The sequence below is a fragment of the Bradyrhizobium sp. UFLA06-24 genome (genome assembly GCF_054967145.1).
The window spans coordinates 20,797-44,543 of sequence record NZ_JADFUE010000032.1 but is presented as its reverse complement, the minus strand read 5'-3'; the positions used below and the strand labels follow the sequence as shown (position 1 = coordinate 44,543).

At 61.0% G+C, this 23,747-nt stretch carries 23 protein-coding genes and 1 pseudogene; 15 read left to right on the top strand and 9 right to left on the bottom strand.

The window, feature by feature from the left end; all coding sequences use genetic code 11:
* The first annotated feature begins 119 nt into the window (after window positions 1–119).
* The gene (locus IF809_RS23900; RefSeq protein WP_462838726.1) at window positions 120–716 is read left to right on the top strand and encodes a 5-formyltetrahydrofolate cyclo-ligase; all 597 of its coding nucleotides are present in this window, start codon (window positions 120–122) and stop codon (window positions 714–716) included.
* Window positions 694–1,518, top strand: a complete 825-nt coding sequence (locus IF809_RS23895; RefSeq protein WP_164938455.1) for a TIGR00282 family metallophosphoesterase — start codon at window positions 694–696, stop codon at window positions 1,516–1,518. The genes IF809_RS23900 and IF809_RS23895 overlap by 23 nt, the downstream gene beginning before the upstream one ends.
* 342 nt (window positions 1,519–1,860) lie before the next feature.
* On the opposite strand, the gene IF809_RS23890 is transcribed toward IF809_RS23895, so the two are convergent.
* A complete protein-coding gene (locus IF809_RS23890; RefSeq protein ID WP_462838725.1) occupies window positions 1,861–3,285 on the bottom strand; it encodes a methyl-accepting chemotaxis protein in 1,425 nt (474 codons plus the stop codon).
* A gap of 107 nt (window positions 3,286–3,392) precedes the next feature.
* Window positions 3,393–5,132, bottom strand: a complete 1,740-nt coding sequence (locus IF809_RS23885) for a methyl-accepting chemotaxis protein (RefSeq protein WP_462838724.1) — start codon at window positions 5,130–5,132, stop codon at window positions 3,393–3,395.
* Window positions 5,133–5,354: 222 nt separating this feature from the next.
* On the opposite strand from IF809_RS23885, the gene IF809_RS23880 reads away from it, so the two are divergent.
* From IF809_RS23880 to IF809_RS23855, 6 genes and pseudogenes are all read left to right on the top strand, one after another.
* Window positions 5,355–6,101: a YebC/PmpR family DNA-binding transcriptional regulator gene (locus tag IF809_RS23880; RefSeq protein WP_128964149.1), complete on the top strand. Its 747-nt coding sequence runs from the start codon at window positions 5,355–5,357 to the stop codon at window positions 6,099–6,101.
* A gap of 76 nt (window positions 6,102–6,177) precedes the next feature.
* Window positions 6,178–6,705, top strand: coding sequence for a crossover junction endodeoxyribonuclease RuvC (ruvC, locus tag IF809_RS23875; protein ID WP_128964150.1), 528 nt, complete (start codon window positions 6,178–6,180; stop codon window positions 6,703–6,705).
* Window positions 6,702–7,319 carry a Holliday junction branch migration protein RuvA gene (gene ruvA, locus IF809_RS23870; RefSeq protein WP_128964151.1) on the top strand — a complete coding sequence of 206 codons (618 nt, stop codon included), beginning with the start codon at window positions 6,702–6,704 and terminating at the stop codon, window positions 7,317–7,319. The genes ruvC and ruvA overlap by 4 nt, the downstream gene beginning before the upstream one ends.
* 20 nt (window positions 7,320–7,339) lie before the next feature.
* Complete coding sequence (gene ruvB, locus IF809_RS23865; protein ID WP_462838737.1) at window positions 7,340–8,374, top strand: Holliday junction branch migration DNA helicase RuvB; 1,035 nt, start codon at window positions 7,340–7,342, stop codon at window positions 8,372–8,374.
* A 149-nt stretch (window positions 8,375–8,523) separates the two neighbouring features.
* A complete protein-coding gene (locus tag IF809_RS23860) occupies window positions 8,524–9,447 on the top strand; it encodes a metallophosphoesterase (protein ID WP_462838723.1) in 924 nt (307 codons plus the stop codon).
* 71 nt (window positions 9,448–9,518) lie between these two features.
* Window positions 9,519–9,605, top strand: a pseudogene (locus tag IF809_RS23855) (acyl-CoA thioester hydrolase); the annotation flags it as partial.
* On the opposite strand, the gene IF809_RS23850 reads toward IF809_RS23855, so the two are convergent.
* Together IF809_RS23850 and IF809_RS23845 are read right to left on the bottom strand one after the other, a co-directional pair.
* Window positions 9,578–11,281, bottom strand: coding sequence for a recombinase family protein (locus IF809_RS23850; protein ID WP_038936755.1), 1,704 nt, complete (start codon window positions 11,279–11,281; stop codon window positions 9,578–9,580). The pseudogene IF809_RS23855 and the gene IF809_RS23850 sit on opposite strands and share 28 nt — an antisense overlap.
* Before the next feature lie 1,412 nt (window positions 11,282–12,693).
* Window positions 12,694–12,888: an SEC-C metal-binding domain-containing protein gene (locus tag IF809_RS23845; protein WP_244433092.1), complete on the bottom strand. Its 195-nt coding sequence runs from the start codon at window positions 12,886–12,888 to the stop codon at window positions 12,694–12,696.
* A 1,172-nt stretch (window positions 12,889–14,060) separates the two neighbouring features.
* On the opposite strand from IF809_RS23845, the gene IF809_RS23840 reads away from it, so the two are divergent.
* The 3 genes from IF809_RS23840 to IF809_RS23830 are packed head-to-tail and all read left to right on the top strand — an operon-like array spanning window position 14,061 to window position 15,936.
* On the top strand, window positions 14,061–14,975 hold the full coding sequence (locus IF809_RS23840; RefSeq protein WP_038936758.1) for a DNA-processing protein DprA: 915 nt from the start codon (window positions 14,061–14,063) through the stop codon (window positions 14,973–14,975).
* Window positions 14,950–15,594, top strand: a complete 645-nt coding sequence (locus IF809_RS23835) for a hypothetical protein (RefSeq protein ID WP_049803107.1) — start codon at window positions 14,950–14,952, stop codon at window positions 15,592–15,594. Before IF809_RS23840 ends, IF809_RS23835 begins: the two co-directional genes overlap by 26 nt.
* 12 nt (window positions 15,595–15,606) lie before the next feature.
* Complete coding sequence (locus tag IF809_RS23830; RefSeq protein WP_038936760.1) at window positions 15,607–15,936, top strand: hypothetical protein; 330 nt, start codon at window positions 15,607–15,609, stop codon at window positions 15,934–15,936.
* A 208-nt stretch (window positions 15,937–16,144) separates the two neighbouring features.
* On the opposite strand, the gene IF809_RS23825 is transcribed toward IF809_RS23830, so the two are convergent.
* From IF809_RS23825 to IF809_RS23810, 4 genes are all read right to left on the bottom strand, one after another.
* Window positions 16,145–16,636, bottom strand: coding sequence for a hypothetical protein (locus IF809_RS23825; RefSeq protein WP_038936761.1), 492 nt, complete (start codon window positions 16,634–16,636; stop codon window positions 16,145–16,147).
* A 458-nt stretch (window positions 16,637–17,094) separates the two neighbouring features.
* Complete coding sequence (locus IF809_RS23820; RefSeq protein ID WP_038936762.1) at window positions 17,095–17,409, bottom strand: hypothetical protein; 315 nt, start codon at window positions 17,407–17,409, stop codon at window positions 17,095–17,097.
* Window positions 17,410–17,690: 281 nt separating this feature from the next.
* Window positions 17,691–17,852: a hypothetical protein gene (locus IF809_RS23815; protein WP_441258646.1), complete on the bottom strand. Its 162-nt coding sequence runs from the start codon at window positions 17,850–17,852 to the stop codon at window positions 17,691–17,693.
* A gap of 777 nt (window positions 17,853–18,629) precedes the next feature.
* Window positions 18,630–19,106: a DUF6894 family protein gene (locus IF809_RS23810; protein ID WP_212477282.1), complete on the bottom strand. Its 477-nt coding sequence runs from the start codon at window positions 19,104–19,106 to the stop codon at window positions 18,630–18,632.
* A 249-nt stretch (window positions 19,107–19,355) separates the two neighbouring features.
* Here IF809_RS23810 and IF809_RS23805 point away from each other — a divergent pair, with 249 nt between their 5' ends.
* From IF809_RS23805 to IF809_RS23795, 3 genes are all read left to right on the top strand, one after another.
* Window positions 19,356–19,562 (top strand): hypothetical protein, encoded by a 207-nt coding sequence (locus tag IF809_RS23805; RefSeq protein ID WP_202557308.1) that lies wholly within the window; start codon window positions 19,356–19,358, stop codon window positions 19,560–19,562.
* A gap of 246 nt (window positions 19,563–19,808) precedes the next feature.
* Complete coding sequence (locus tag IF809_RS23800) at window positions 19,809–19,934, top strand: hypothetical protein (RefSeq protein ID WP_018646717.1); 126 nt, start codon at window positions 19,809–19,811, stop codon at window positions 19,932–19,934.
* 64 nt (window positions 19,935–19,998) lie between these two features.
* Window positions 19,999–20,520 carry a hypothetical protein gene (locus IF809_RS23795; protein WP_162131494.1) on the top strand — a complete coding sequence of 174 codons (522 nt, stop codon included), beginning with the start codon at window positions 19,999–20,001 and terminating at the stop codon, window positions 20,518–20,520.
* 668 nt (window positions 20,521–21,188) lie between these two features.
* Here the strand turns inward: IF809_RS23795 and IF809_RS23790 are convergent.
* Complete coding sequence (locus tag IF809_RS23790; RefSeq protein WP_038936765.1) at window positions 21,189–21,368, bottom strand: hypothetical protein; 180 nt, start codon at window positions 21,366–21,368, stop codon at window positions 21,189–21,191.
* Window positions 21,369–23,214: 1,846 nt separating this feature from the next.
* Here IF809_RS23790 and IF809_RS23785 point away from each other — a divergent pair.
* Entirely contained in the window at window positions 23,215–23,376 is a 162-nt protein-coding gene (locus tag IF809_RS23785) for a Flp family type IVb pilin (protein ID WP_080588741.1), read from the top strand.
* The last annotated feature ends 371 nt before the right edge of the window (window positions 23,377–23,747 follow it).

Below are 23,747 nucleotides of genomic sequence, written 5' to 3'. Positions count from 1 at the left end.
GGGGAATCCAGTACGCCGCGGCGTCGAAGTTTTAGCACTGGCGTCTCTGGCATACTGGATCGTCCGCCTTCGCGGACGATGACGGCGGAGCAAGATTCCGCCTCGGGGGACCAACGCACATGCCCAACACCAAATCCGAACTCCGCGCCAAAGCTCTCGCCGCGCGCGACGCGCTGAGCGAGAAGAAGCGCGCCGCCGCCGCGACAAAGCTCGCCAAGCGCGGGCTGCCGTTCGAGCTGCTGCCCGGCAGCATCGTCTCAGGCTATTCGCCGATCCGCAGCGAGATCGATCCGATGCCGCTGATGAAGAAGCTCGCCGAGCAGGGCGCGAAGCTGGCGCTGCCCTGCGTCACCGCGCGCGGACAGTCGCTGATCTTCCGCCTCTTCCATCCGAGCGACCGCCTGATGCTCGGCCCGCTCGGCATTCCCGAGCCGTCGCCGGCGGCCGCCGAAGTGATTCCCGACATCATGCTGACGCCGCTCGCGGCGTTCGACCGTCTCGGCCATCGCATCGGCTATGGTGCGGGGCATTACGATGTCACCTTCGCCCATTTGCGCAAAGCCAAGCACATCGTCGGCATTGGGCTCGCTTTCGCAGCGCAGGAGATCGAGGCGGTTCCGGCACTATCACACGACGTGGCGCTGGATTATGTGCTAACGGAAACGGACGTGTTCGATTTCCGGAGTTCTGAAGTTGCGCATTCTCTTCGTGGGTGATGTCGTCGGCCGTAGCGGGCGCAACGCCGTCGCCGAATATCTGCCCGGCATGGTCAAGGACTGGTCGCTCGATTTCGTCGTCGTCAACGGCGAGAATTCGGCCGGCGGTTTCGGTATCACCGAAGCGATCTACCAGGAGTTTCTCGATGCCGGCGCCGATGCGGTGACGCTCGGCAACCATTCCTGGGATCAGCGCGAGGCGCTCGTCTTCATCCAGCGCGCCGAGCGCCTGGTGCGACCCGCAAACTACCCGCGCGGCACGCCCGGCCGCGGCGCCGCTCTGGTCGAGACCAAGAACGGCAAGCACGCGCTCGTCGTCAACGCGCTCGGGCGCGTCTTCATGACCCCGTTCGACGATCCCTTCGCGGCGCTGGAGCGCGAGCTCGGGGCCTGTCCGCTCGGCGTTGCTGCCGATGCCATCGTCGTCGATTTCCATTGCGAGGCTTCAAGCGAGAAGCAGGGCGTTGGCTTCTTCTGCGACGGCCGCGCCAGCCTCGTTGTCGGCACGCACACCCATGTGCCGACCGCCGACCACCAGATTCTCTCGGGCGGCACCGCCTACATGACCGACGCCGGCATGACCGGCGATTACGACTCCATCATCGGCATGCAGAAGGAAGAGCCGCTACGCCGGTTCACGTCGGGGATTCCGTCAGGCCGCTTCGAGCCGGCCGCGGGCACGGCAACGCTGAGCGGTGTTGCGGTCGAGACCGATGACGCGACGGGCCTCGCACTGAAGATCGCGCCGGTGCGTGTGGGCGGAAGGCTGGAGCCGGCGACGCCGAAGTTCTGGTTGAGCTGAAGCGCGGCACCACAAGCTCGGAAATCGCAGGGTGGGCAAAGCGCACTTGCGCCGTGCCCACGATATTTCGCTCTCTTGGCAAGTGCGTGGGCGCTTCGCTTTGCCCACCCAGCTAGCCAGACGTTCAGCCGAATTTCGGAATAATGGCATTATGCGCCTGTTTTGCCCGACGGTGCAACTGTTGTTCGTCAGTGGGCGCCCCAGCACCCGAGTCACCTCTTCCGGAGAGGTGAACCCACGCTGCCAAACGGGTCTGACTTCGTCAGGCGTCTAAGCCGTTGATTCCCCACACACCGGCTACTGTGCATGGGGTCGTTTTCAACATTTTGGTCGGAGCGGCCGTCAGCTCTGCCGGAATCCCATCCGGAAGGCGCCCCAGTGCTTGCCGCGGATCATGATCGGCGAGGACAGATCCTTCATCAGCACGAACTGTCCGCCGCCCATGTCGCGGCGATAGGTCTGGAGCAGGAATGGTTTTGTGTTGGCCGCGACCTTCTTCACCGCGCGGTCTGTGAAGAGGCGGCGGTTGCGGCAATTGGCGTTGTTCCAGACCGGGTCCTTGCCCTGCGGCAGCCGATAGTTCGGATTGTGCGTCGGCAGATAGCCGCCTTTGGCCCAGGCGACGCAGAACACGATGCGCGGATCGGACTTCTGGATCGGATCCTGGATCGCGGGCAGCACGCGGTCGGTGAAGTCGACATAGGCGGTGGTGTACTGCTTGGGATCGGTGCCCGATATTTCCCGGTAGTTCTCGTCCATGAGCTGGTCGAGCGTGATCTCCCCGCGATCGATCGCGGCTTCGAACTCGGCCGAGATCCGCCTGGCGGTCTCGACGACGACGCGGATCAGCGGTGCATCCGACGTCTCGACGCCGCTGTCGGCGATCAGCGCGATCAGGGCTTCGGACGTGTCGAGCAGTTTCGTCACGCGCTGGTCGGCGCTCTTCAGATCGCGCGAGGAGAGGTCGACGCCCTTGGCGAGCTCGTTGAGCTCGCTGATCACGGTATCGCAATGGCCGAGATTGGAGGTCGCCGCGCGCGTGACGCTGTCGATCTCGGCTTCCACGGAAGCGAAGCCCTGCTGGACGCGCGAGATGATGCCGGAGATCGCTTGCGCGCCTTCGCCCGCGGTCTTGGCGCGCTGCGAGGCATCGCTGCTCTCGCCGATCAGCCCTTCGATCTGGCCGTCGAGATCGCGCACGGTATCCGAGATCTGGTGCGTGGCCTGCCGCGTCGCCTCCGCAAGATTCTTCACTTCGCTGGCGACCACCGCAAAGCCGCGTCCGGCATTGCCGGCACGCGCGGCTTCGATGGTGGCGTTCAGCGCCAGCAGATTGGTCTGCTTGGCGATCGCCTCGATCGATCCGGAGACCTTTGCGACCTGCGCCAGCGCCGAGCCGACGGCGCCGAGTCGCGCTTCGATCCGCTCCACGGCCGCGATCAGCTCGGAGATGTGGCTGACCGCGGTATCGACCGCGCTGCGCGACTGCGCGATCTCGCCGACCGCCGCCGACGTGGTCGATTGCACCGCCTGCGAGGCGTTGGCGATGTCGTGGTTCGCGGAGACCATGGTCTCGGCGGTCTGCTGGAGGTGATGGAACCGCTCGGACTGGTTGGCGACGCGGTTTGCAACTTCCTGGACGTTGCCGGCGATGTCGGCGAGCTCGACGCCGAGACCGCCGATGCGGTCGGCCAGCTGGTCGATCAATCGCTCGGCGAGCGTCCGGTTGGAGCCGGTGTCCATGACTGCAAGTTGTGCGACGGACATGTCAGATGAGTCCTCCAGTCGGAGCCGCCCGCCGGCCCCCGCGGCATTCCCATTCCAATTTCGATGTTAGAGGATGATTCGCGCCCGCCGTCTTGCCTGAGCGTGCACTACAGCTTGTAAGCCGTCCTGAATCCGCCCCAGTGCCGGCCCTGCACGCGGATCGGGACGTCGATCTCGCGCATCATCACGGTGTTGCCGTTGCCCATGTCACGGGCATAGCTCTGGATCAGGTACGAGCGCAGGTTGTGCGCGGCCGCGAGCCCCGCCGGATCGTTGAAGATGCGGCGGTTGCGGCTGTTGGCCGTGTTCCAGGCGACATCGCCCGGCCGCTGCGGATGCGAATAGATCTTGTTGTGCACCGGCAGGAAGCCGTTGCGGTCGACCATGGCGCAGAACGCCATGCGCGGTTCCCTGGCGAGAAAGGCTTCCTGGAACGGCGGCAGCGCGCGATCGGCCCAATCGAGATATTTGGTGCGGTATTGCTGCGGATTGGTGCCTGCGATCTCGACATAGTCGGTATCGAAGAGGTCGTCGAGCCTGACTTCGCCGCGCGCAACGGCCTGCTCGAAGATCTTGGTCAGCGCGTTGCCCGCCTCCATCGCGCGGGTGACGAACTCCGTGTTCTCCTCGTGGATCGACCAGAGCTTGTCTTCGATCTTCTCGCGCAGCTCGGCACTGGGACTGACGAATTGCGTGCGCGCACCGGCCTTGGACTGCTCGACCACGCGCAGGCGGCAGGCGCCGACGTCTTCGAGGTTGCCGTCGACGATGGCCTGCGATGCAAGCCGGCCTGCTTCGGCGCCGCCGATCAACACGCCGTCCATTGAGATTTCGTAGGCCGGCAGCACGCCGCGCGCGCTCTCGAATTTGAGATGGCAGGGCAGCCGCTCCGTCTTGCGGCGGTCATCGTGCTCGCTCTGTTTGAGCAGCACCGCGCAACGCGACTTCAGCTTCTGCGCAAAAGTCGTCACGGCCTTGCCGGCGCTGGCGACGTTCTCGCCGTGGGTTTCGGCCGCCTTGGTCGCGGCGTCGATCTCGGCCGCGCTCTCGCCTACCGAGCTGATGAATTGCGAGGCGCTGGTCGCGTTGTCGGAGACCTCGCTGGTGGTGGCGTTCTGCTCGGCGACCGCGCCGTTGACGGTCTCGAACACCGGGCGGATCGCTTCGATGGCTTGCGAGATCCGGTGCACGGCGTCGGCCGACCCGGCGGCGTCGCGCTGCAGCGCGTCGATCTTCTTGGTGATCTCCTCGGTGGCGCTTTGCGTCTGCACCGCGAGCGCCTTGACCTCGGTCGCGACGACCGCAAAGCCCCTGCCGGCTTCGCCCGCACGCGCCGCCTCGATGGTGGAGTTGAGCGCAAGCAGCGTGGTCTGCCGCGCGATCTGGGCAATCAGATTGACGACGTTGCCGATGGCGGCAGAGGACTCGCGCAGGCGATCGACGTTGGCGCGGGCTTCCTGCGCGGCGGCGCTGGCCTGGTCTGCGAGCTTTCCGGCCTCTCGGACCTGGGTGCCGATGCCCTGCGCGGACTGGGTGAACTTGTCGGCGGCATGGGCAAAGCTGGAGGCGTTCGACTGCGCGGCATTGGTCCGCCCGGTCAGCGCGTCGGTGCGCTGGCGTATATCCGCAAGCGTTGCCGCCGTCGCCTCGGCGCCGCCCGCCACCGAATTGGCGGCACGCTCGAGCTGGCGGATCATGGCGCCGAGTTCGAGTTCCAGCAGTTCCAGGATCTCCCGGGCCGAATCGCCCTCGGCGGCCGGGGCCGGCTCGGAATGGGGCGCGGCCGCCGGAGCGGCCGCAGGCGCAGCCTGGTCCGGCAGACGCTTCCGAAATAATCCGAACGCCATCGGCTCTCTCTTGTCGGGGAAAACGGTCGGACGCTATTCTTGCAGTCCGGAATGAAATCAGGGTTAACAATGCCCGATCTCTAGGCAGCCGGCCGTACCCAGGGCTAGCTTTACGGTGCTACCTTAGGAGTAGGAGATCCCTTTGATTCCGGCGGGTTGGCGGCCTATAAGGCCGCGCTTCCCAGGCTCACCTTTGGCTGACGATTCCTCGAGAGACCACGCATGGCCGGACATTCCCAATTCAAGAACATCATGCACCGCAAGGGGCGGCAGGATGCCCAGAAGTCGAAGCTGTTCGGCAAGCTGGCGCGGGAAATCACCGTCGCGGCCAAGCTGGGCACGCCCGACCCGGCCATGAACCCGCGCCTTCGCGCCGCCGTGATCGCCGCGCGACAGGAGAACATGCCGAAGGACAATATCGAGCGCGCCATCAAGAAGGCGCTCGGCAACGACGGCGAGAACTATGACGAGATCCGCTACGAGGGCTACGGCCCCGGCGGCGTCGCCGTCATCGTCGAGGCGCTGACCGACAATCGCAACCGCGCCGCCTCGGACATCCGCTCCTTCTTCACGAAATCCGGCGGCAATCTCGGCGAAACCGGCTCGGTCTCCTTCATGTTCGATCGCACCGGGGTGATCGAATATGATCGCAGCGTTGCCGATGACGACTCGGTGCTGGATGCCGCGATCGAGGCCGGCGCAGACGACGTGGTCTCGGGCGAAGGCGGCCACGAAATCTACGCCTCGACCGAAGGCTATCGCGACGTCGCCAAGGCGCTGGAAGCCAAGTTCGGCGAGCCGCGCAAGGCCGCGCTGATCTGGAAGCCGCAGAACACGGTCGCGGTCGACGACGAGACGGGCGAGAAGCTGCTCAAGCTGATGGACCTGCTCAACGAGCACGACGACGTCCAGAACGTCTACGCCAATTTCGAGGTGTCGGACGCGCTGATAGCGAAGATGGGCGGGTAGGGGACGGGCGCCTTTCCCGGGGGACTTTTGTTCTGTTTCTGTTTCGCTATCATGGGCCAACCGCTATCACTGGCCCATGACCGCGCTCCCGATTCGCCAACCCGTTCGCATCATCGGCATCGACCCCGGCCTGCGCCGCACCGGCTGGGGCGTGATCGAGGCTGACGGCAACCGCCTGATCTACGTTGCCTGCGGCTCGGTGGAACCGCCGGACGATCTGCCGCTGTCGAGCCGGCTGCTGGCGATCCATCAAGGGCTCGCAGCCGTTCTCTCCAGCCACCAGCCGGCGGAAGCCGCGGTCGAGCAGACCTTTGTCAACAAGGATGGCGTCGCGACGCTGAAGCTTGGCCAGGCCCGCGGTGTTGCCATGCTGGCGCCCGCGATGTTCGGCATCTCTGTCGCAGAATACGCGCCGAACCAGGTGAAGAAGACGGTGGTCGGCGCCGGACACGCCGAGAAAGCCCAGATCGCGATGATGCTGAAGATTTTGCTGCCGAAGGCCGAGCCGCCATCCGCCGACGCTGCCGATGCACTCGCGATTGCCATCACGCACGCTCATCACCGCCAGAGCACCGCGCTCAGGCTGAGGGTCGCGGGACTATGATCGGCAAGCTCAAAGGCCTGATCGATTCCTACGGTGAGGACTATGTCGTCCTCGATGTCGGGGGCGTCGGCTATCAGGTGCATTGCTCGGCGCGCACGCTGCAGCATCTGCCCTCGCCGGGCGAAGCCGCCGTGCTCTCGATCGAAACCTATGTCCGCGAGGACCAGATCAAATTGTTCGGCTTCCGCACCGACCAGGAGCGCGAATGGTTTCGCCTGCTCCAGACCGTGCAGGGCGTCGGCGCCAAGGTCGCTCTCGCCGTGCTCGGTACGCTCGCGCCGGCCGATCTCGCCAATGCGATTGCTCTGCGCGACAAGGCCGCGGTGGCGCGCACCCCCGGCGTCGGGCCCAAGGTCGCCGAGCGCATCGTCACCGAGTTGAAGGACAAGGCGCCGGCCTTCGCCAATGTCGATCCCGCCGTCGTGCATCTTGCCGGCGCCGTCGACGACCAGCGCGCGCCGCGGCCGGTGGCCGATGCGATCTCCGCCCTTGTCAATCTCGGCTACGGCCAGCCGCAGGCGGCCGCGGCGATCGCCTCGGCCTCGCGCAGCGCCGGTGAAAATGCCGAGACGGCGAAGCTCATTCGTCTCGGCCTGAAGGAGCTCTCGAAGTGAGCGATCCCAAGGCCAGCCGCATGGTTTCGCCCGAACGCCGCAGCGACGATGTCGGCGACACCGCGCTGCGTCCGCAATCGCTGTCCGACTTTGTCGGACAGCAGCAGGCGCGCAAGAACCTCTCGATCTTCATCGAGGCGGCGCGCAAGCGCGGCGAGGCGCTGGATCACGTGCTGTTCGTCGGTCCCCCCGGCCTCGGCAAGACCACGCTGGCACAGATCGTGGCGAAAGAACTCGGCGTCGGCTTTCGCGCGACGTCAGGGCCCGTCATCGCCAAGGCCGGCGATCTCGCCGCGCTTCTCACCAATCTGGAAGAGCGCGACGTGCTCTTCATCGACGAGATCCATCGCCTCAGTCCCGCGGTGGAAGAAGTGCTCTATCCCGCGATGGAAGACTTTCAGCTCGATCTCATCATCGGTGAAGGTCCCGCGGCGCGCTCGGTCAAGATCGAGCTGTCGAAGTTCACGCTGGTCGGTGCCACCACGCGCGCCGGCCTCCTCACCAACCCCTTGCGCGATCGCTTCGGCATTCCGGTCCGGCTGAATTTCTACACCGTCGAGGAATTGGAGAGCATCGTCACCCGCGGTGCGCGCGTACTCAATGTCGGCATGAGTGCCGACGGCGCCAACGAGATCGCGCGCCGCGCCCGCGGCACGCCGCGCATCGCGGGCAGGCTGCTGCGTCGCGTGCGCGATTTTGCCTCGGCTGCAAATGCCGACAAGATCGATTGGAAAATCGCCGATCATGCGCTCAGCGCGCTCGAGGTCGATGCCGCAGGCTTGGACGCCATGGACCGCCGCTATCTCAAGACGATCGCGACAAACTACGGCGGCGGCCCGGTCGGCGTCGAGACGATGGCGGCTGCACTGTCCGAGCCGCGCGATGCGATCGAGGATATCATCGAGCCTTATCTCATTCAGTGCGGCTACCTCCAGCGCACCCCGCGCGGTCGCCTGCTGACATCGCACGCGTTCCGCCATCTCGGCATCGCCGAGCCCTCGCGCGATGCGGCCGCGCAGTTCGGCCTGTTCAGCACCGAGGATGACGACGACTAGCCCGTGATGGCTTGGGCGCGCTTCGCTCGTCATGAACTTCCGGTAAGGTTGACGGAGGTTTGCAGGGCGGTGCAGATGATCTGCACGAACGCACCCCATTTCCGCTCCAATCGGATCCCATCAAGACGCAGCATCACTATCGGGCTTCCATGATCACGCGTCGTCATCTCATCCGTTCCATCGGGGGTCTCTCCGCCCTCGGCGTCTCGACGGCCGCCTATGGCGTCGGCGTTGAGCCGGTGCTGCGGCTCGGCGTCACCCGCTATCACCCGACGCCGCCGCAATGGCCTGCGGACTTCCCGCTGAAGATCGCCGCGATCGCCGACATTCATGCCTGCGATCCCTGGATGTCCCTGGAGCGGATCGAGGCGATCGTCGATCGCACCAACGCGCTGAACGCCGACCTCATCGTGCTGCTCGGCGATTACGTCGCAGGCCTGCACCAGGTCACGCGCTTCATCCCGGCGAACGAATGGGCCAAGGTGCTGGCCGGCCTCAAGGCGCCGCTCGGCGTCCATGCGGTCATGGGCAATCACGATTATTGGGCCGACAGGGCCGTGCAGCAGGTCGGGCACGGACCGACCGTTGCGCATCGCGCGCTAGAAGCCGCCGGCATTCCGGTCTACGAGAACGACGCGATCCGTCTTGGCAAAGATGGTCGCCCGTTCTGGCTGGCCGGCCTTGGCGACCAACTCGCCTTTCTACCCGCACGACGCTCCCGGAGCACGGGGCGCTTCGGCGCCGACGATCTCGGCGCGACGCTTGCCAAGGTCACCGATAATGCGCCGGTGATCCTGCTCGCGCATGAGCCCAATATCGCGCCGCGCGTGCCCGCTCGCGTCGCCCTACAATTGTCCGGCCACACCCATGGCGGCCAGATCCGCCTGCTCGGCTGGTCGCCCGCTGTTTCGCGGGAGCACGGCCTCCGGCTCGCTTATGGTCATTTTCGGCTGAAATGCGATGTGATCGTCTCCGGCGGTCTCGGCTGCAGCATCGTTCCAGTCCGCGTCGGCGTGCCGCCCGAAATCGTCGAGGTGAATTTGGGGCGGACACCCATGGCACCCGAGTCCTAGCCGCGCTTGCGCGGCCGGCTGTTTTTGCGCAAAACGGGCCGGTAGCGACAAGCGAAGAGGCTCGTGACGTGACTGCCCATCTCGACGGCGAGATCCGCGACGGCCGCCACCACATGCAGGTCCGCGTCTATTACGAGGACACGGATTTCTCTGACTTGACGTTATCATAGTAGACGAACGCACTGATCTCTCTCGTCTTGCGTCGATTTTCTGGGAAAAGATTCATGCTAGAAAGGGAAGCGCTGTTCAGGTACGGAGTATACTCGTAGGGCATCCGCTTGCGAACCGGATGTACTACGATGCTGTCGATCAAGTTGCGAAAGGCGACGCGGGTTTCGATGGCCTTCGGATTAATCTTCAGCGCGGTGAGCAGTCTCTTGGCCTCCGAACGATATCGGTCACCGAACTTTGGATGGTCGAACGGGATCACGTTTTCGCCGCCACTACCCAGAAGCCGCAAGCGCTCCTTAACTGTTTCCCGTTCCACATCGCACTCATCGATCCGCTTGAGCAACTCATCCGGCTTGCGACGGCTGTTTGCGATGGCATATGACAAGCGTTCGATCTCAGTGGTCAACGTACGAAGTCTACGCTCTAAATTTGCGTGTTCGCTGTTCTTTTTCCGATCGTTCTTACGCTCCTCCTTCCAAGCACGCATCGCCTCTTCAATCGCTTTGGGCGAAAGCAATTTTAATTCCATTTTGCTTGAGACATCCTCAAGTAGCACGTCCATGTCAAAGCTCCGGGTGTGCTCACACGTGCCTCGTTGATGCGCGTTGGCGCATGCGGCGCGCGGAGCGCCATTCCTGGAGGATTGAGCGATTCGCATATTCCCGTTGCAGACACCACACCGCAGGACCCCAGCAAGTGGGTGCTCATTATTGCGCGGGATCACAGGACGGCGCCGGGGCTTGCCCGTCGGTCCGAACATATGGATGGCGCGGCCGCTGCGAACCTTCTGCGCCCTGTCCCAAAGCACTTGCGGAACAATCCGCAGCTCGGGCTTCTTGACAATGATGTGCCGGTCTTCCGGATTGCGGCGTTTCTGTTTCTTCTGCGTTTCCGGGTTCAGAATTGTTGATCGAACGTTCCAATGTATTTCGCCGATATACAGCTCGTTGCCGATAATGCCGCGACCGTGGCGACCGCCAGTTATGCACTGATGATTCCAGGTCGTGCGACCAGCCTTGTTCTTGTGACGGGTGGCGCCAGGCGAGGGCAAGCCTTGGCGCGTGAGATCGGCCGCAATATCTCGGGTTGAACGCCCCGATACATATTCGGTGAAGATGCGGACCACGATCTTCGCTTCGTTCTCATCGATCACGCGCTCACCGGGCGCGCCCGGCCTTGGCCGGTAACCGTAAGCGTATGAGCCAGGAATTCTTCCACTAGCGACAGCATTATCATGGCCACGCCGAACCTTGTCGGCGAGCTGCGGCTTATAAATCGTGTTGTAGAGACTTGCGATGCTGATGTCGGTGGCAGTCGCGTAAACGCCTTTCTGATCCATTAGCTCAACGCCATTGAACTCGAAAACTTGCTTGAGACGCTGGATGGTTGCGGGATCGCGCGACAGGCGATCGAAATGCTCAACGATCACAACATCAAAATCATGGTTTCGCACGCCATTGAGCAATTGCTGATAGCCGTCCCTCGCATATTCGGTTAGGCCAGACTTCGCGGCATCAACAAATGCACCGATGACATCTAGGTCGTTGCGTGCCGCGATCTTCCGGCAGAGCAATAGCTGGCCGTCAATCGAGGTCGCCTTTTGCATGTCGCTCGAATAGCGGGCGTATAACACGGCCCTCTTTTTTGTTGGCCCCGTCATCATGCCTTTCCTCCTTTCGGCTGCTCCAAACCGTCGTTTTCGTCTCGTGCAATCTGCCGTCCGATGGCGCGCGCCAGTTCAAGCCAAACTTCCTCATTGTCAGGATTATCCCAACCCTGAGGGTGGGAAGGATCAAGCGGTCGGATGATCGCCTTCTGCCTCCGAGGCGATCGGATTCGAGTACGCATATGGACCGACCGGCAAACGTTAACGTAAATTGTCGCCCAGCGCGATAGCTGGGCTGTGATCACTTGCGGTGCCTGCTTCTGTTATTCGGAGCGTCGATCGCGCCGGCAGAGACCCCTCCCTGATTTCACAATTTTCGTCGGCGTGGTGATCAGGTTCAGATCGTCCTTCAGCCACAGCTTTCGTCAGCCTTGGCCGTGCGCCGATAGAAATCACAGAAGGTCCACACTTGACCTTTGCCTCTGGAGTGCTCACGGAAGTCTCGATCTGAGTAATTGTGGGTCCAATCATGTTGACCGCTGCAGCGATCAATGAAAATGAGAGTTTTCTGGTGTCGCGGTGCTCCACATCGGGCGTTAGCGCATTCCTGCGATAGCGGTCGTAGGCGAGAGAATTTTTGCCAAACAAGGCGGAGTAAAAAAACTTGCGCCTGACGGCGACGAAAGTCCGATGCCCGTGTCCATATTTAGCGGTGCAGTTCTCCGCTCGAGCATCCGCTCCGTCTGATGCCAGCGGTTGCCGCAGACGAGACGGCTTCATTGATCAGTGAAATCCGGCGGTCGGCCGACAAATCGTGGCGCACGACGCTAGATGCGGTTGTCCTGATCTGAGTATACGCACGGAGGAATTGCTGAGACGCCGCCTGTTTTAGCCGCTACCTTCGTCGCTTGGGGAGATATGGAAGACCACAAGGGAGGCCTTCTTCGGCCGGTGCCGCAAAGTGCGGTGGAGGCTGAAAAGACAATCTTTTTGCAGGAGCCCACCCAATCGCGAAAATTTTCCACGAACCGGCCTCGCAAGCGCTGATCATCACCGTGGAAACGCGTCTGATGGGCCGAGGCGGCGGCTTGTTGCTCCCGGTGGATTGCGTTGCTTCAATCCTTGTCGTCTCCGAGGAAGCGCAGGTCAGCAGATAATCGTTCGCCGCCTTCTGATCGTCGCCCGAACAAAGGAGCCGATTGGCCGCCGGCAGGGCACTCACAGCGGTGAGCGAGTAAGCAGTACCTGCTCTCCATTGTCCCCCACGTCCTCTATACAAGCCTTATTGCCGGCCTGGTCGGCGTGTTCTACTGGGGGCTTCCCGGACTCTGACACCATTGATTGGTGTGCTATTCCCGGAAGTGGTGCCAGTCACTGTCTTCATCGCCTCCGCAATCATGGGCGTCCTTAGGCGCCACCGCGGATTGGATGCTCGAAGATGATCGTTGTTGGAGAGCGGGCATAACACCTTACGTTGCGCCCGGGCACCGTTTGAACTTGCGACCTGACCCGCATGGACATGGATCGTTGCGACCGATCTTGCGGCGTCCTACTGGGAGCGCCCCTGGTATCAATCGACGGGCATTTGGCGGCGGGGCTAGCCTTTTGAGATGAACGCGGCCCGCCGCGATGGCTTCCACGACTTCAGCGCGCTCCTCAACCATCGCCCGCTGATCGGGTGTGCCACCATATTCCGCTAACGCGCGCACTTCCCTTCGTGCCTCTGCGAAGTCCTGGCACCAAGCCAAAACAATCGCGTAGTGGCTACGGATGGGCACTATCATATCAGTCAGTTGGAAAGCCGCGAGCAACGGGAGCACGTGCTGTTCCATCGTCTGGCGTGCGCCGACGGGATCGGTCATGATCTGGAGGAAGTCGTCTACCGCCTCCTGACCTGTACCAGCGGTGGAACGGCCTGCGTTTGCCAGGACGTAGAATTTGAGCGCATGTAGGGGCGGGAAACTGAGCGGCGCTCGGTTTGGCCGCAGCCTGCGGCTGCCCCCTGGTGACGGTTTCTGGGTCTCGGCGCCATCGTCGCCGACGCGAATGATCACGTCCGGATGGAAAGGACAAACAATCGTGGCACGCGTCGTCAACAAGGCGTAGCGCACAGCTGATTGGAGATTAGGGCTCGAGCTCGTGGATCAACACTTCTTCGATAGTGGCAGAATCTAACCGCTTTTTTGACAGTCTGCGGCCCTTGGTTGGTGTTGCGGCTGCGCATTCGCAGACTGTGAACAACGTGTGGCCTGCGGATTTTCCGCATGGGAAGATGATGTTTTTCCCGTATGGTGATTGTCAACGTCCGCAAGAGGAAGGGGGCGGTCCCCCGCGAAGAGCACCGCCCCAAACCGACCCTCTACGGATCGTTCACCTTGGAAGCCGCCGCACCCTAACGGGTCGGCGGCGACCATAGGCAGAGCCGCGCGGACCACTGCCTAGCCGACACTATAGCTGGCTTCAGTTGTGGAGCCGGGGCGTTGCGAGCGAATTGCGCCAACTCGTCAACACCTTTTCCTTTTCGGTGGAAGGCCTCTCTTTTTAGTGGCGACTGGCTGACGGGTGCGCCTGGAAGGCCGACGATTCTTCATGTCCCATCCGCGTCAACGGCACGATACAGCGCTCGGGCCCTCGCTTGCGCGTCGAGCTAAATCAAGGGAGCGTTAACCATTTAACCCGATGATCAATAATGAGTTATTCGTATGTTCTTGCTTTGTTCTAATTGCATGCTACGCTCTGCTGACGCTTTTGTCCCCGAAAAGCGTTGGCTTCTCAAAATGGTGGACTTCGATTCTGCGGATTCGACGCCGCGGCAGGGGGTAGCTAGGGTTGGACGATGAACCTTCTCGCAAGAATGAATGACGGGCCGGCCGTACGGTCAATCTCGCCGTGCAGGGAGTTGGGTGCGTACGAAGCGCTGTGGCTCGAGAAGGGGGCCACCTTCAAAACGATCGCGGACAAGTTCGCTTCAGATCCGACTGCTGTGCCCTCCGACTTCGTTTCAGGGGCTGTAGCAGACGCTCGCGCATCCGAGGTCTTAGCGGCGCTTAAGAGGGCGGGCGTGTCTAGATTTGGCACGCGACTGAATCTCACGGGCAACTATCCACCGAAGCTGCGGGATGCGAGGCATCCGGTAGAGATGCTTTACTTCCAAGGCGCTTGGGAGCTCGTCGAGACCCGATGCGTTGCCGTCGTGGGCAGCCGCAATCCAAGCGAAACCGGGAAGTTGCGTGCGGGAAAGTTGTCACGTGCGTTGGTCGAGCGCGGCTTCACCGTCGTGTCGGGACTCGCGACGGGCATCGACACCGCAGCTCATACGGCAGCGATCGAAGCGAAGGGCCATACCATCGCGGTGATCGGCACACCGATCGGGGCCTACTACCCAAAAGAGAACCAGGCGCTTCAGCGAAGGATCGCGGAAGAGCATTTGCTGATCTCGCAGGTGCCGGTGTTGCGGTACGCAAGCCAGCACGTCCCGCAGAACAAGCTATTTTTCCCTGAGCGAAACGTCACGATGAGTGCTCTCACGGAGGGCACGATCATCGTGGAGGCCAGCGACGCGAGCGGGACGCTCACACAGGCGCGTGCCGCTCTTCAGCAGGGGCGCAAGCTTTTCATCCTCGATTCTTGTTTCAAGCGGGACGATATCACTTGGCCGGCGACCTTCGAGAAGCGGGGCGCGATCCGCGTCCGTGACTTCGCCGACATCTGGGGCGCGTTGGGTGATGGTCGGCCTGCTTCAGCAAATTGATGAAACCAACCGGCGAGATCACTGGTACCTCGACGAGGGTGACGATTGTCATTACCTCTACGAATACACGGCCGGTAAAGGTTGGCAGGGTGGCGACACCAATCAGCTGATTCACAATCTTCAGAAGAAGCGTAACGATGGCGGCTACCACTACAAAGCTCCGGCGATTGCCAGATGCGCTCGCGACCTGTCTGCGGTTTTGAACGCCGAATGGCTGGCCCAGGCCACGATCGTTCCGATGCCGCCATCGAAGGTGAAGACCGATCCTGCTTACGATGATCGGATGGTGCAGGTTTGCAGAGGAATCCGCGCCCCGGCGCCGCCAGACGTCCGGGAACTAATCGAGCAGATCGCCTCTACCGACACGTTCAAGGGCGGCAACCGGAAGGCACCGGCCGAACTCAAACAGAACTACAGGATCGCTGAAAACCATCTGCAAAACCTGCGTGGTATTGTCGGCATCTTCGACGACGTCCTCACGACAGGCTCCCATTTCAAGGCCATCAAGGAGATGATTTTGGAGCGCGCGCCACAGACGCGCGTGATCGGTCTTTTCGTCGCCAGGCGCGCGATTCCAAATCCGTTTGGCGAGGTTTCGATCGATGAGTTGTTGAGATAGGAGGCTGGGCTCATGACGGGTCAACGCGCACAACACGAACTGATTGACTGCTACGACTGCGGCAGCGGTGTCTCGTTTTCGGCCTTGGCTTGTCCTCACTGCGGCTCGCGTGAACCAACCGGGCCCTATGTGGAGAGCTCCAAAGGGCGACGCCTGCACCGGATCGAAGAGAAAAACGATCAGACCTTGATTGGCATGACGGTCCTGTGCTCCGGGATAGGCTTCTTCTACGGCGCGGTGATGATCGGCGCGTTCGGCGCCTTTGGCTACGGCTTGCTCGGCGCCATCATCGGCGCGCCCGCTGGCTTCATCATCAATGTTAGCCGGCGGCTTTTTGGCTGATGCGGCCGACGTTGCGAGAGGTCACGCACGATCTCCGACATGTCCTTCCCTGCGAAGAGAAGAAAGTTTGTTTGTTAGCTACACCGCGATCCTGTCACAGGAGGGCCCGTCCTGCCGTTCGGTAGCAGTGCGACCTACAATCAGGCGACGGCGAACACCTCGAGCGCTTCCACCGGGATCACCATTAACAATGCCGCGTGGCGCTTTATCAGCGGAAAACGTCGGCTACGACTTTCAGGATTTTTTCCTGGATCAGATCCTTCGTAATCTGAGATAATGTTGCTTGATCGGCTGGGCCGGCGTGTCCACCACGCCCTGGCGACATCGTGCATTCGTGGAACCGAACTTTCTGCTGCTCCTTCTCGCAAATTACCGAGAAACCGGGATTCTCATGGACGGGATAGCGGCGTTCACCCAGGAATATCGTCAACCTGATTGACGCCGGCACCGAACGACTTCGGCCATCTGGCGAAGGCTTATCGTCTTCGGTTGAGATCTCGTAGCTGTAGCCCTTGCCTTTCACGTAACTGCCGATCTCCTCCATCGCCGGGCGAACGATGGTGTCCCTTGCTTCGATGAACTCGCGCGAGAAAACCTCTTCCTTGGTTTCAGCCGCCTGCTTAGCTTCGGCGGCCAATCGCTTTGAAGCTTCATGCTTCTCAAACGCGGCATCGAGCTTGGATTTGATGTCGTCTTTCATTGTCCCATTTCCGTGCGGTACTTTTGTCGTCATGGTCGCTTGACCCGAGGTTGATTCGCGGACGACGAGGATGGCATTGTCAAAGCGTCGCGAGGTTAATGCCCGTCCTTATTCACAGGAATCAGCTCCCGCGTCGAACCGGCGCGTCCCGACCGCCCTCAATCGAGGCTTCGCCAAACCGGTGAAATCTCCACATCCAGGGCCGGGATCGCGCGACAAATACTGGCCGGCTGTACGCCGCGGGACCGGCTGCATGATGATGTCACGCATCAAGACAGTATTGAAACCGAGAATGAGGGACGGTGTCTCACCACCGTAAGCATGCACCACGACACTTGGCCACGTCGTGGTGGCGCCCTGCAGTCCGTCGTTTGCGCAGCCGCTGGCCTCACGATAGTGTCTCAGTTTGAAATTTAGCGAGACTTTGTCGGGGGCGCGGATGCAAAAGAGGAACTTTCTCAGTGACCGTCAATCTCGCGCATGAGCAGGTAGCGCCGCAGCACTGCCGCCGCCTCCTGCTCTGAGACTCCGGTCGTTTGCTTGCTGGGCTGGCCGTCGATGATCGGCGAGTAGGCTGCCGCCTGCCGTATGACCGCGTGAAGGTGCCGCATCTCGTCATCGGTCACGCGCCGGTTGAAGTAGAAGCAAAGCGTCTTCTCGTTTTCGGCATCGCGGCCGGCGGCGGGGCTGCGCAGGGGCTCCTGTTTCGCGCCGCTGACAAGCCGCAGCGCGGGCCCGGGGTGCGGTGTTCCGGTCTTGGGGGTGTCGGACACGGGACGATCTCTCTCAACGTGTGGGTGAGGCTACGGACGGAGTTTTGGGTAGGCGGCAGGCGCGCTTCTCCGCATTCGGCGATCGCCGAGAGCGTTTCGTTCTGATCAATGAGAAGAGAGATCGCCTTCGTCGCCCAGTCCTCGTAGGTCAGGGTGCCGGTTTCCCACAAGAAGACAAGCGCGCGGGCGACCGCGTTATGGCGCGATAATTCCCGCAGCTTGCAGAAAAGCTCGGCGTTCATTTGTACGGGCATGATCGTCTCTTCGTAGTGTCGGGGTTTTCAGTCGACGCTAGGTCCAATAAATGCCGGCTCGAGTCTGTCGGCGCGATCGCGCCAGTGGTCGCGATCTTTCGTGATCTCACGTTCGGCACGCGACACGCGCTCACCGAGTTCGCCGAGGGCCTTTCGGTGCCTAGCGAGCTGCTTCTGCAGATAGGCCATGCTGATCTATGCTCGCTCTGCTTTGTCATCGCGGGCGATCCTGCGCCAGTCGTCGGTGTGTGAGCCGAGTATGCGGAGCCGGAGCATCCCCTTCGTTTCTGCTATCGTTTCGGGGCATTTAACACCACAACCGGTTCCATAATCGGCGCCGATGGGCCACCTTTTGCCGCTTTTCTGCATGATCGGCTGAGGGTTAATAAACCCGGCGGCGCTCACCCCTCATCTGGCGGTCCTTGGTGGTTGCACCAGTTTTTCCAGTTGCGCCGGGTCCCAACGAAATCCCTTCAGGCGATAGGGGCGGCGCGCGCGGGATTTCGGAGGCACAATGATGGACCCAGTCGCCATGCAACTCTCTGGGCTTTTCGTGGTCTGTTTCAAAAACCGCTTGCATCTCGCGGGGCGTCCACAGATGGGGGTTCACGGCCTAGTTCTACTTGATGGGAAACAGGTTTTCCACGATACGAAAGTCAGAAAGTTGTTCGTCACGCAATCGCGCGAGACGTCGGCACGACCACGCCGTCCGCAGCGCGCTTGCCATCGCAGAACGCGGCCCAATCAGCCATCATCATGCGCCGCTTCGACCGCGCCGATATAGGTCTTGATGCACATGGTGCAATCGGGGTTCTTCGAAATCGTGCCTGACGGTGGCGTTGCAGGCAAGTCTAACTAGGGAAAACGAGCCCCCCTCAATCGGCTCGGTGGTCCCACAACTAGAGGCGGCTGCCCCCGGCAGATGATACGTCAGTAGTGGCCGAGACGTTTGATTTGGAAGCGCTGTCACACGCTTACGTAATAGGCCTCACCTCGGTCCCTACGTGTAACGACCACGCAGGTTGTACCCCGCAGCAGAGGTTGAGCACTCGCCAGATCTTTTGCTAGGCGTTCTGCCGCACGGAAGGCTTGCAGCTCGTCTTCGAATGCTAACCCGCCGGGGTCGTCGACATTCTGCTTGCCTGCCAGATTAAAGTAGAAACGGGCCATTCGTTCGCTCGCTTCGTTGCCCCACGGGAGTAATGAATAGTATTGGGCAATTAAGCAGAAGTTCTCTGATGTAGGGCTCATGATGCCGAAATTCTGCGAACGATTGGCGAAATGCGAAGTGCTTTCGTGCGTGGGCTTTGGAACGGATTGAGCCCGCACGAATTGCTGCCGACGCCCGAGAACGCCTCGTTCTATGGTCCAGAGATGCAGTGCTGTTTGTTCTGCTCGGCTGCGCTGCCCGGCTGCGCGGGCTGGCCGCAGAAACCGCTGCAAAGCGGATGCTGCGTCCTATCGGCTGGCGAAGGCTGTCTGCCAAATCGTCACCACGTTTCATGGCACAGAGCAGATACGGTATCGATCGGGTTCCACGGGGCGCGACAACACGGCCGGACCCAAGCTGATTGAGCAGAAAGACGGCGGATCACAACCATCAAACGCTGCTAAGCGTCATGGTTGCAATGCTAAAGTGCCTCGCCGACCGGCTGGGGAAACAACGTGGTTAAGGCAATTCGCAATACCGTCATGGCACTTACTTTTGTCGGCGTCGCCGGCAGCAACATGTTTTGGAATTTCATGAATGATTATATCGCCTGCGGCCTTGCGCTGGCGGCTTCAGTCACCGCCGGCTTTTGCGTTGAGCGCGTCTTCATCGAGCGGTCCCGTCGCGAGATGATCCGCCTCCACGGCGCGGACTGGCATTCGGCGGAGGACCGACAGCCCGGCGCATGAACGCCACTCCTCGCACGCTCGTCATCTTCATCATTGGATTCTTCGCATTCGATCCGAGGGGCCTGCCCTGATGACAAAGCCGTCCCAGCCATTCCGGATCGCTCGCATCGAGCGGCTAGTGGAGCTGCTTGAGGCAGACTACAGAATGGCAGTTGATCCGAATACCAGTGAGAGCAACACGAAATCGGGGGCGTCCGATCCGGAGGTGCTTGATTGCCAAGTGCTACCCGGTCCTGATCCAGGAGGATGCGAGCAGGCGCCTTCGTTGCGAGCGAACCCTACGGCATGGAGGTCTCGACCAAGGCGGTCGGCACGCCCGAGGAAGCGATAACGATCTGGAACGGCGACCGCCACAAGCTGACCCCGACGTAATCGAGCTACGCAATGACCAAGGGGCCGCGCTTGGCTAGAGCTGGTTTGTGCAGCAGCGCCAGGAGTGGATTCGGAAACCTTGGGCGTGTTCGGCTTCACCAACCGCGAGCACAAAGTCAAAATCTCGACGCCGCAGGGCTCGAGCGACGTGCAGTTGTTTCAGCGGCGGCGTTCGGGCGTGATATATTTCAGCGCTTCCGCCAAGCGCTACCAGCCGGTGATCGAGATTGCCTCCGGCATCGAGCCGGTGCAGCTGAGAAGGAGAGACGACCGTCAAGGCGCCGCGTTCGTCGAGACAGTTGGCCGTCAGGTCGATGTGGACGGACTGCAAGTGATCCTTGGTCTTGGGCATGAGGAGCAGGCGGTATTGTTCAAAGGTGATAAGCGCTTCCTCCTTGGGCCACGTGACCTGGTTATCCACGCCGATCTGGAGAGGTGGGAGCCGTTGCGGACGCAGAGTGTTTCCGGCAACACTCCTGCTCGGCTTCCTCGGGGGCGTACTCTGAGGCGTCGCCGTCAAGCAGCGCGAAAAAGCGCGCGGGCAGCTCACATTCCCGAGCCAGCCGGCGAAAGTACTCTTGAGTAAACGACATTTCGCCCAATGCCGGCCCGCCCATCCGGTTGCGGTCAGAATCGAAATCCACTTCGCGCCCCATTGAGAGGAGCGAGACAGCTTCCCTTGGTACAAAATAGGCGCGCCGCTTTTCTCCGTTGCGCTGGTAGACTAGGCCTGCACCAATGGGCCTCACAACTCGCCGGCGCGGCGACGGCACTGCTTGCTGGCGTTGCCGTCGCAAATGCGAGCCACTGCTCTCGCAAGAATGTGCTCGGCACGTCGCGCGTGATCGCTGTCGATGCGAAGGAATATCCACGCGTCGGGCGAAGAGCGTTTCCCAGACGTTGCGCTTGGCCGACCGTGAAGTTGTGCTCACTTTCGAGACGGGCCCAGGCCGCCGAACACACAGAGGGTGCTCGTCGCCGGTTGGATGCACGCCGGCGTTCATTCGGCCCATATGCTTCTGCGATGGATCTTCGCAATCGTCTCCACCACCAGCATCCCAACCTCCCCGCGGCGCCTGAAGGCCGCGCGATACGCCAAGCTCGATGCCGGTCTGAACCCTCAAAGTTCCGGCTATAAAATAGGAGCCTCGCCCCTATGGAGATAGGGGCGAGGCTGCTCCCTGCCCCCGGCGGGAGCCGCGCTGTAAAGAACAGCGCGCTACGGCGCAACGTTCGTTTCCCTCCGGGGGAGACTCACGCGCGTTCCGATTTTCGGTCCTCGGCGGCTCTTACGACGTTGCGCAACGCAATTTCAGAAAGGCGAATAACCAGCTGTTTGAGACGAGCAATCTGTTGCTTGCAGTGCTCCAGCACGAGCTGTTCGTCCGTCATCACCGATACTTCATGGCGATTTCCGTTGTCGTCATGATTCATATCGAACCTTTTCTGAGCAAGTGAGTACGAACGAAGAGTTTCCCTGTGCTCGCCAACCATTAATAGCCAAATCAGGGCGGTGGCGACAAACACAGCACGGGACGTACGAACGATCCCGTTACTCGCCCGAGCGTGTTGCTTCGGCCGCAGATTTGAACGTTATGTACAAAATATCGTCCGCTCGGCTATGACTCTCGTGCTTTACGCAGCGGTCGCATCGCATTCTCCCCCATTAGAAGCTCGGAATCCCGCCCTTGGCCCTTTTCAGGATATTGAATGAGACCTATTGCAAAATTGCCTCGACACCGGAAATCTACTTTAACGCTGTGCTGCGCCTAATTCGCATGCGGGATGCTATCAAGGCCTCTATCGCTTTGGTGCTTCCATCTCGGAGGGGCGGACACTTCCAAGCCCGGCGCAGCAGAACCTTGAAAACGTATTGATCAAATCTAGAACCTTATTGGGCATCAGTTGCGATCGCAAACGCGACGTCATTAACGAGAGGTGTGTGGGGTGTGCATCGAGATTGTTTGTTCCTGAATAGTGGCGAAGCTCCGCTTGACGATTATTCTCGAGCTTTCGAGCGAGCAATACCTAATCATTCTAACACTGTGAGCGCGCTCGCCGAGCTGCGCTCGATTGAAACCCGGAGGCGCCATTCAACCCAGCCCAGCGCTTAAGTATTCATTACATTGGCCTCGGATTCTTGCGCTTGCAGCTAGCTTCGTCAGTGGGTCGGCATAGTTTGCTGATCTGCAGGCTTGTTTGACATTCGGCAGTTGGCGCGAGTGGCAGCGGGGCAAACGGTCGACTGTCAGGCAACATCGGCAACCGTTCAGACGGGCGCCTTCCTGCCGATAACAGAGACGCAACTGCGCAGCAGGCCGAAACCACAAAAATGGTCGATCGCTTAGCCCTTCTCGCGACGTACTGATCACTCCATCAAAGCTGGTCTCGATCTGTAAAGACGGAGTGGCAGATTGGGGAAGGACTTGTCGGATCGATGTAGCCAAGCTGAGAAACGTTGTCGCGATTGCGGAAGCTGGCGATAAGAGAAGTTCACTTCCTCGATGAAGTCGACGCTTCGGCGACCAACATGTGCCATCATAAAGCGGATCGCCGGCCGGTTTGACCACCTGCAATCTGCTACGGGCCTGTTCGGCTGCCTATTGCAATTATCGCCTGATCCGGTCGTCCGGCCATGAATGCACGGTGGCGGCGGCGTCTCTGATCCAAAGGAAGCCGAGCGATCTGGTGAAGACGAACCGCCGGGACGCTGTTTCTCGCCCGAGTGTTACTCGCCGGCGAGCAAGCGTCCGGTCCCTGCACGTCGCGCAGCTCTGACAAGATTTCCCGAGCTTTCCACGGCAGCACTTCACGAGGACGGTTGATCGAGTGTTCCGTCAACCATGCGGGGGTGACCTGGTCATGCAGGTGGCGGAGCCCAAACTCCCTAGCGTGCAGGTTTATGACCACTGCCGAACTATCCCGAACCGTTCTCCCGGAGATATTGTGAGAGCACACGATGATCCCGATACTCTGCGGGAAATCCTTAGAAGGCCAGCAGGGGCCTATCCTCGACCGGGCATCCGACCGCGCGGCCGTGTTCGGCGCGATACTCCTCGGGCGAGATGTTGATCGCCAACGCCGAGATCGCCACCTGCACCCGCCTGAGACTAGTAACTGGACGACGAGAGGTTCACCGCGACTTTGCAAAGTGTGCGCGCATTTGTACGTTCCGTACAAAGTTTTGGCGCCACACCAAACGGATTCTCGAATGAGATTCTGCCGGCTTTAACAAATTGCCGGTAAATCCCGAGCGTTAGACCTTGGAAGGGCACGCACTGTGAAAACGCTAGTACACTTTTTACGCGATGAGTCCGGGGCTACGGCCATAGAATATGGGCTGATAGCGGCGGGTATTTCGCTTGCAATCATAGCGGTCGTGAATGGGCTAGGCACTAAACTCAATGCGAAATTCGCTTCGATCAGCAGCTCTCTGAAATAATCAAAAGCCGCCTCCCTTGGCGGCTTCTTTTCTCCACCGCATGTGCAAGAACGGCTCTAGTCAGAGGCGAGCTAGTCCTCTGAATTCGGCGGAACTTGAGAATTGGTGCGGCGAGGGGGTGAACGGATCGTCTCGATGCTGCTGCTCGGAAATTCTTGTTTTAGCGAAAGACACCTGGATGAGTCTTTTGGTCGTCGGCAGATTTGCCAATCAATCGAAAGTGGTCCTTGAGGCATTTCAGTCCGTAACGGCCTGTTTCTCGCGCTTTGTCTCGGCTCGAGGGTCGATCCGAACTGCAATCTTGTGCTTTTGTCTTGCGATGAGCGCGATCGCAGTGAGCCTCGGAGGGTATTCCGTCCTTGGTATCCGGC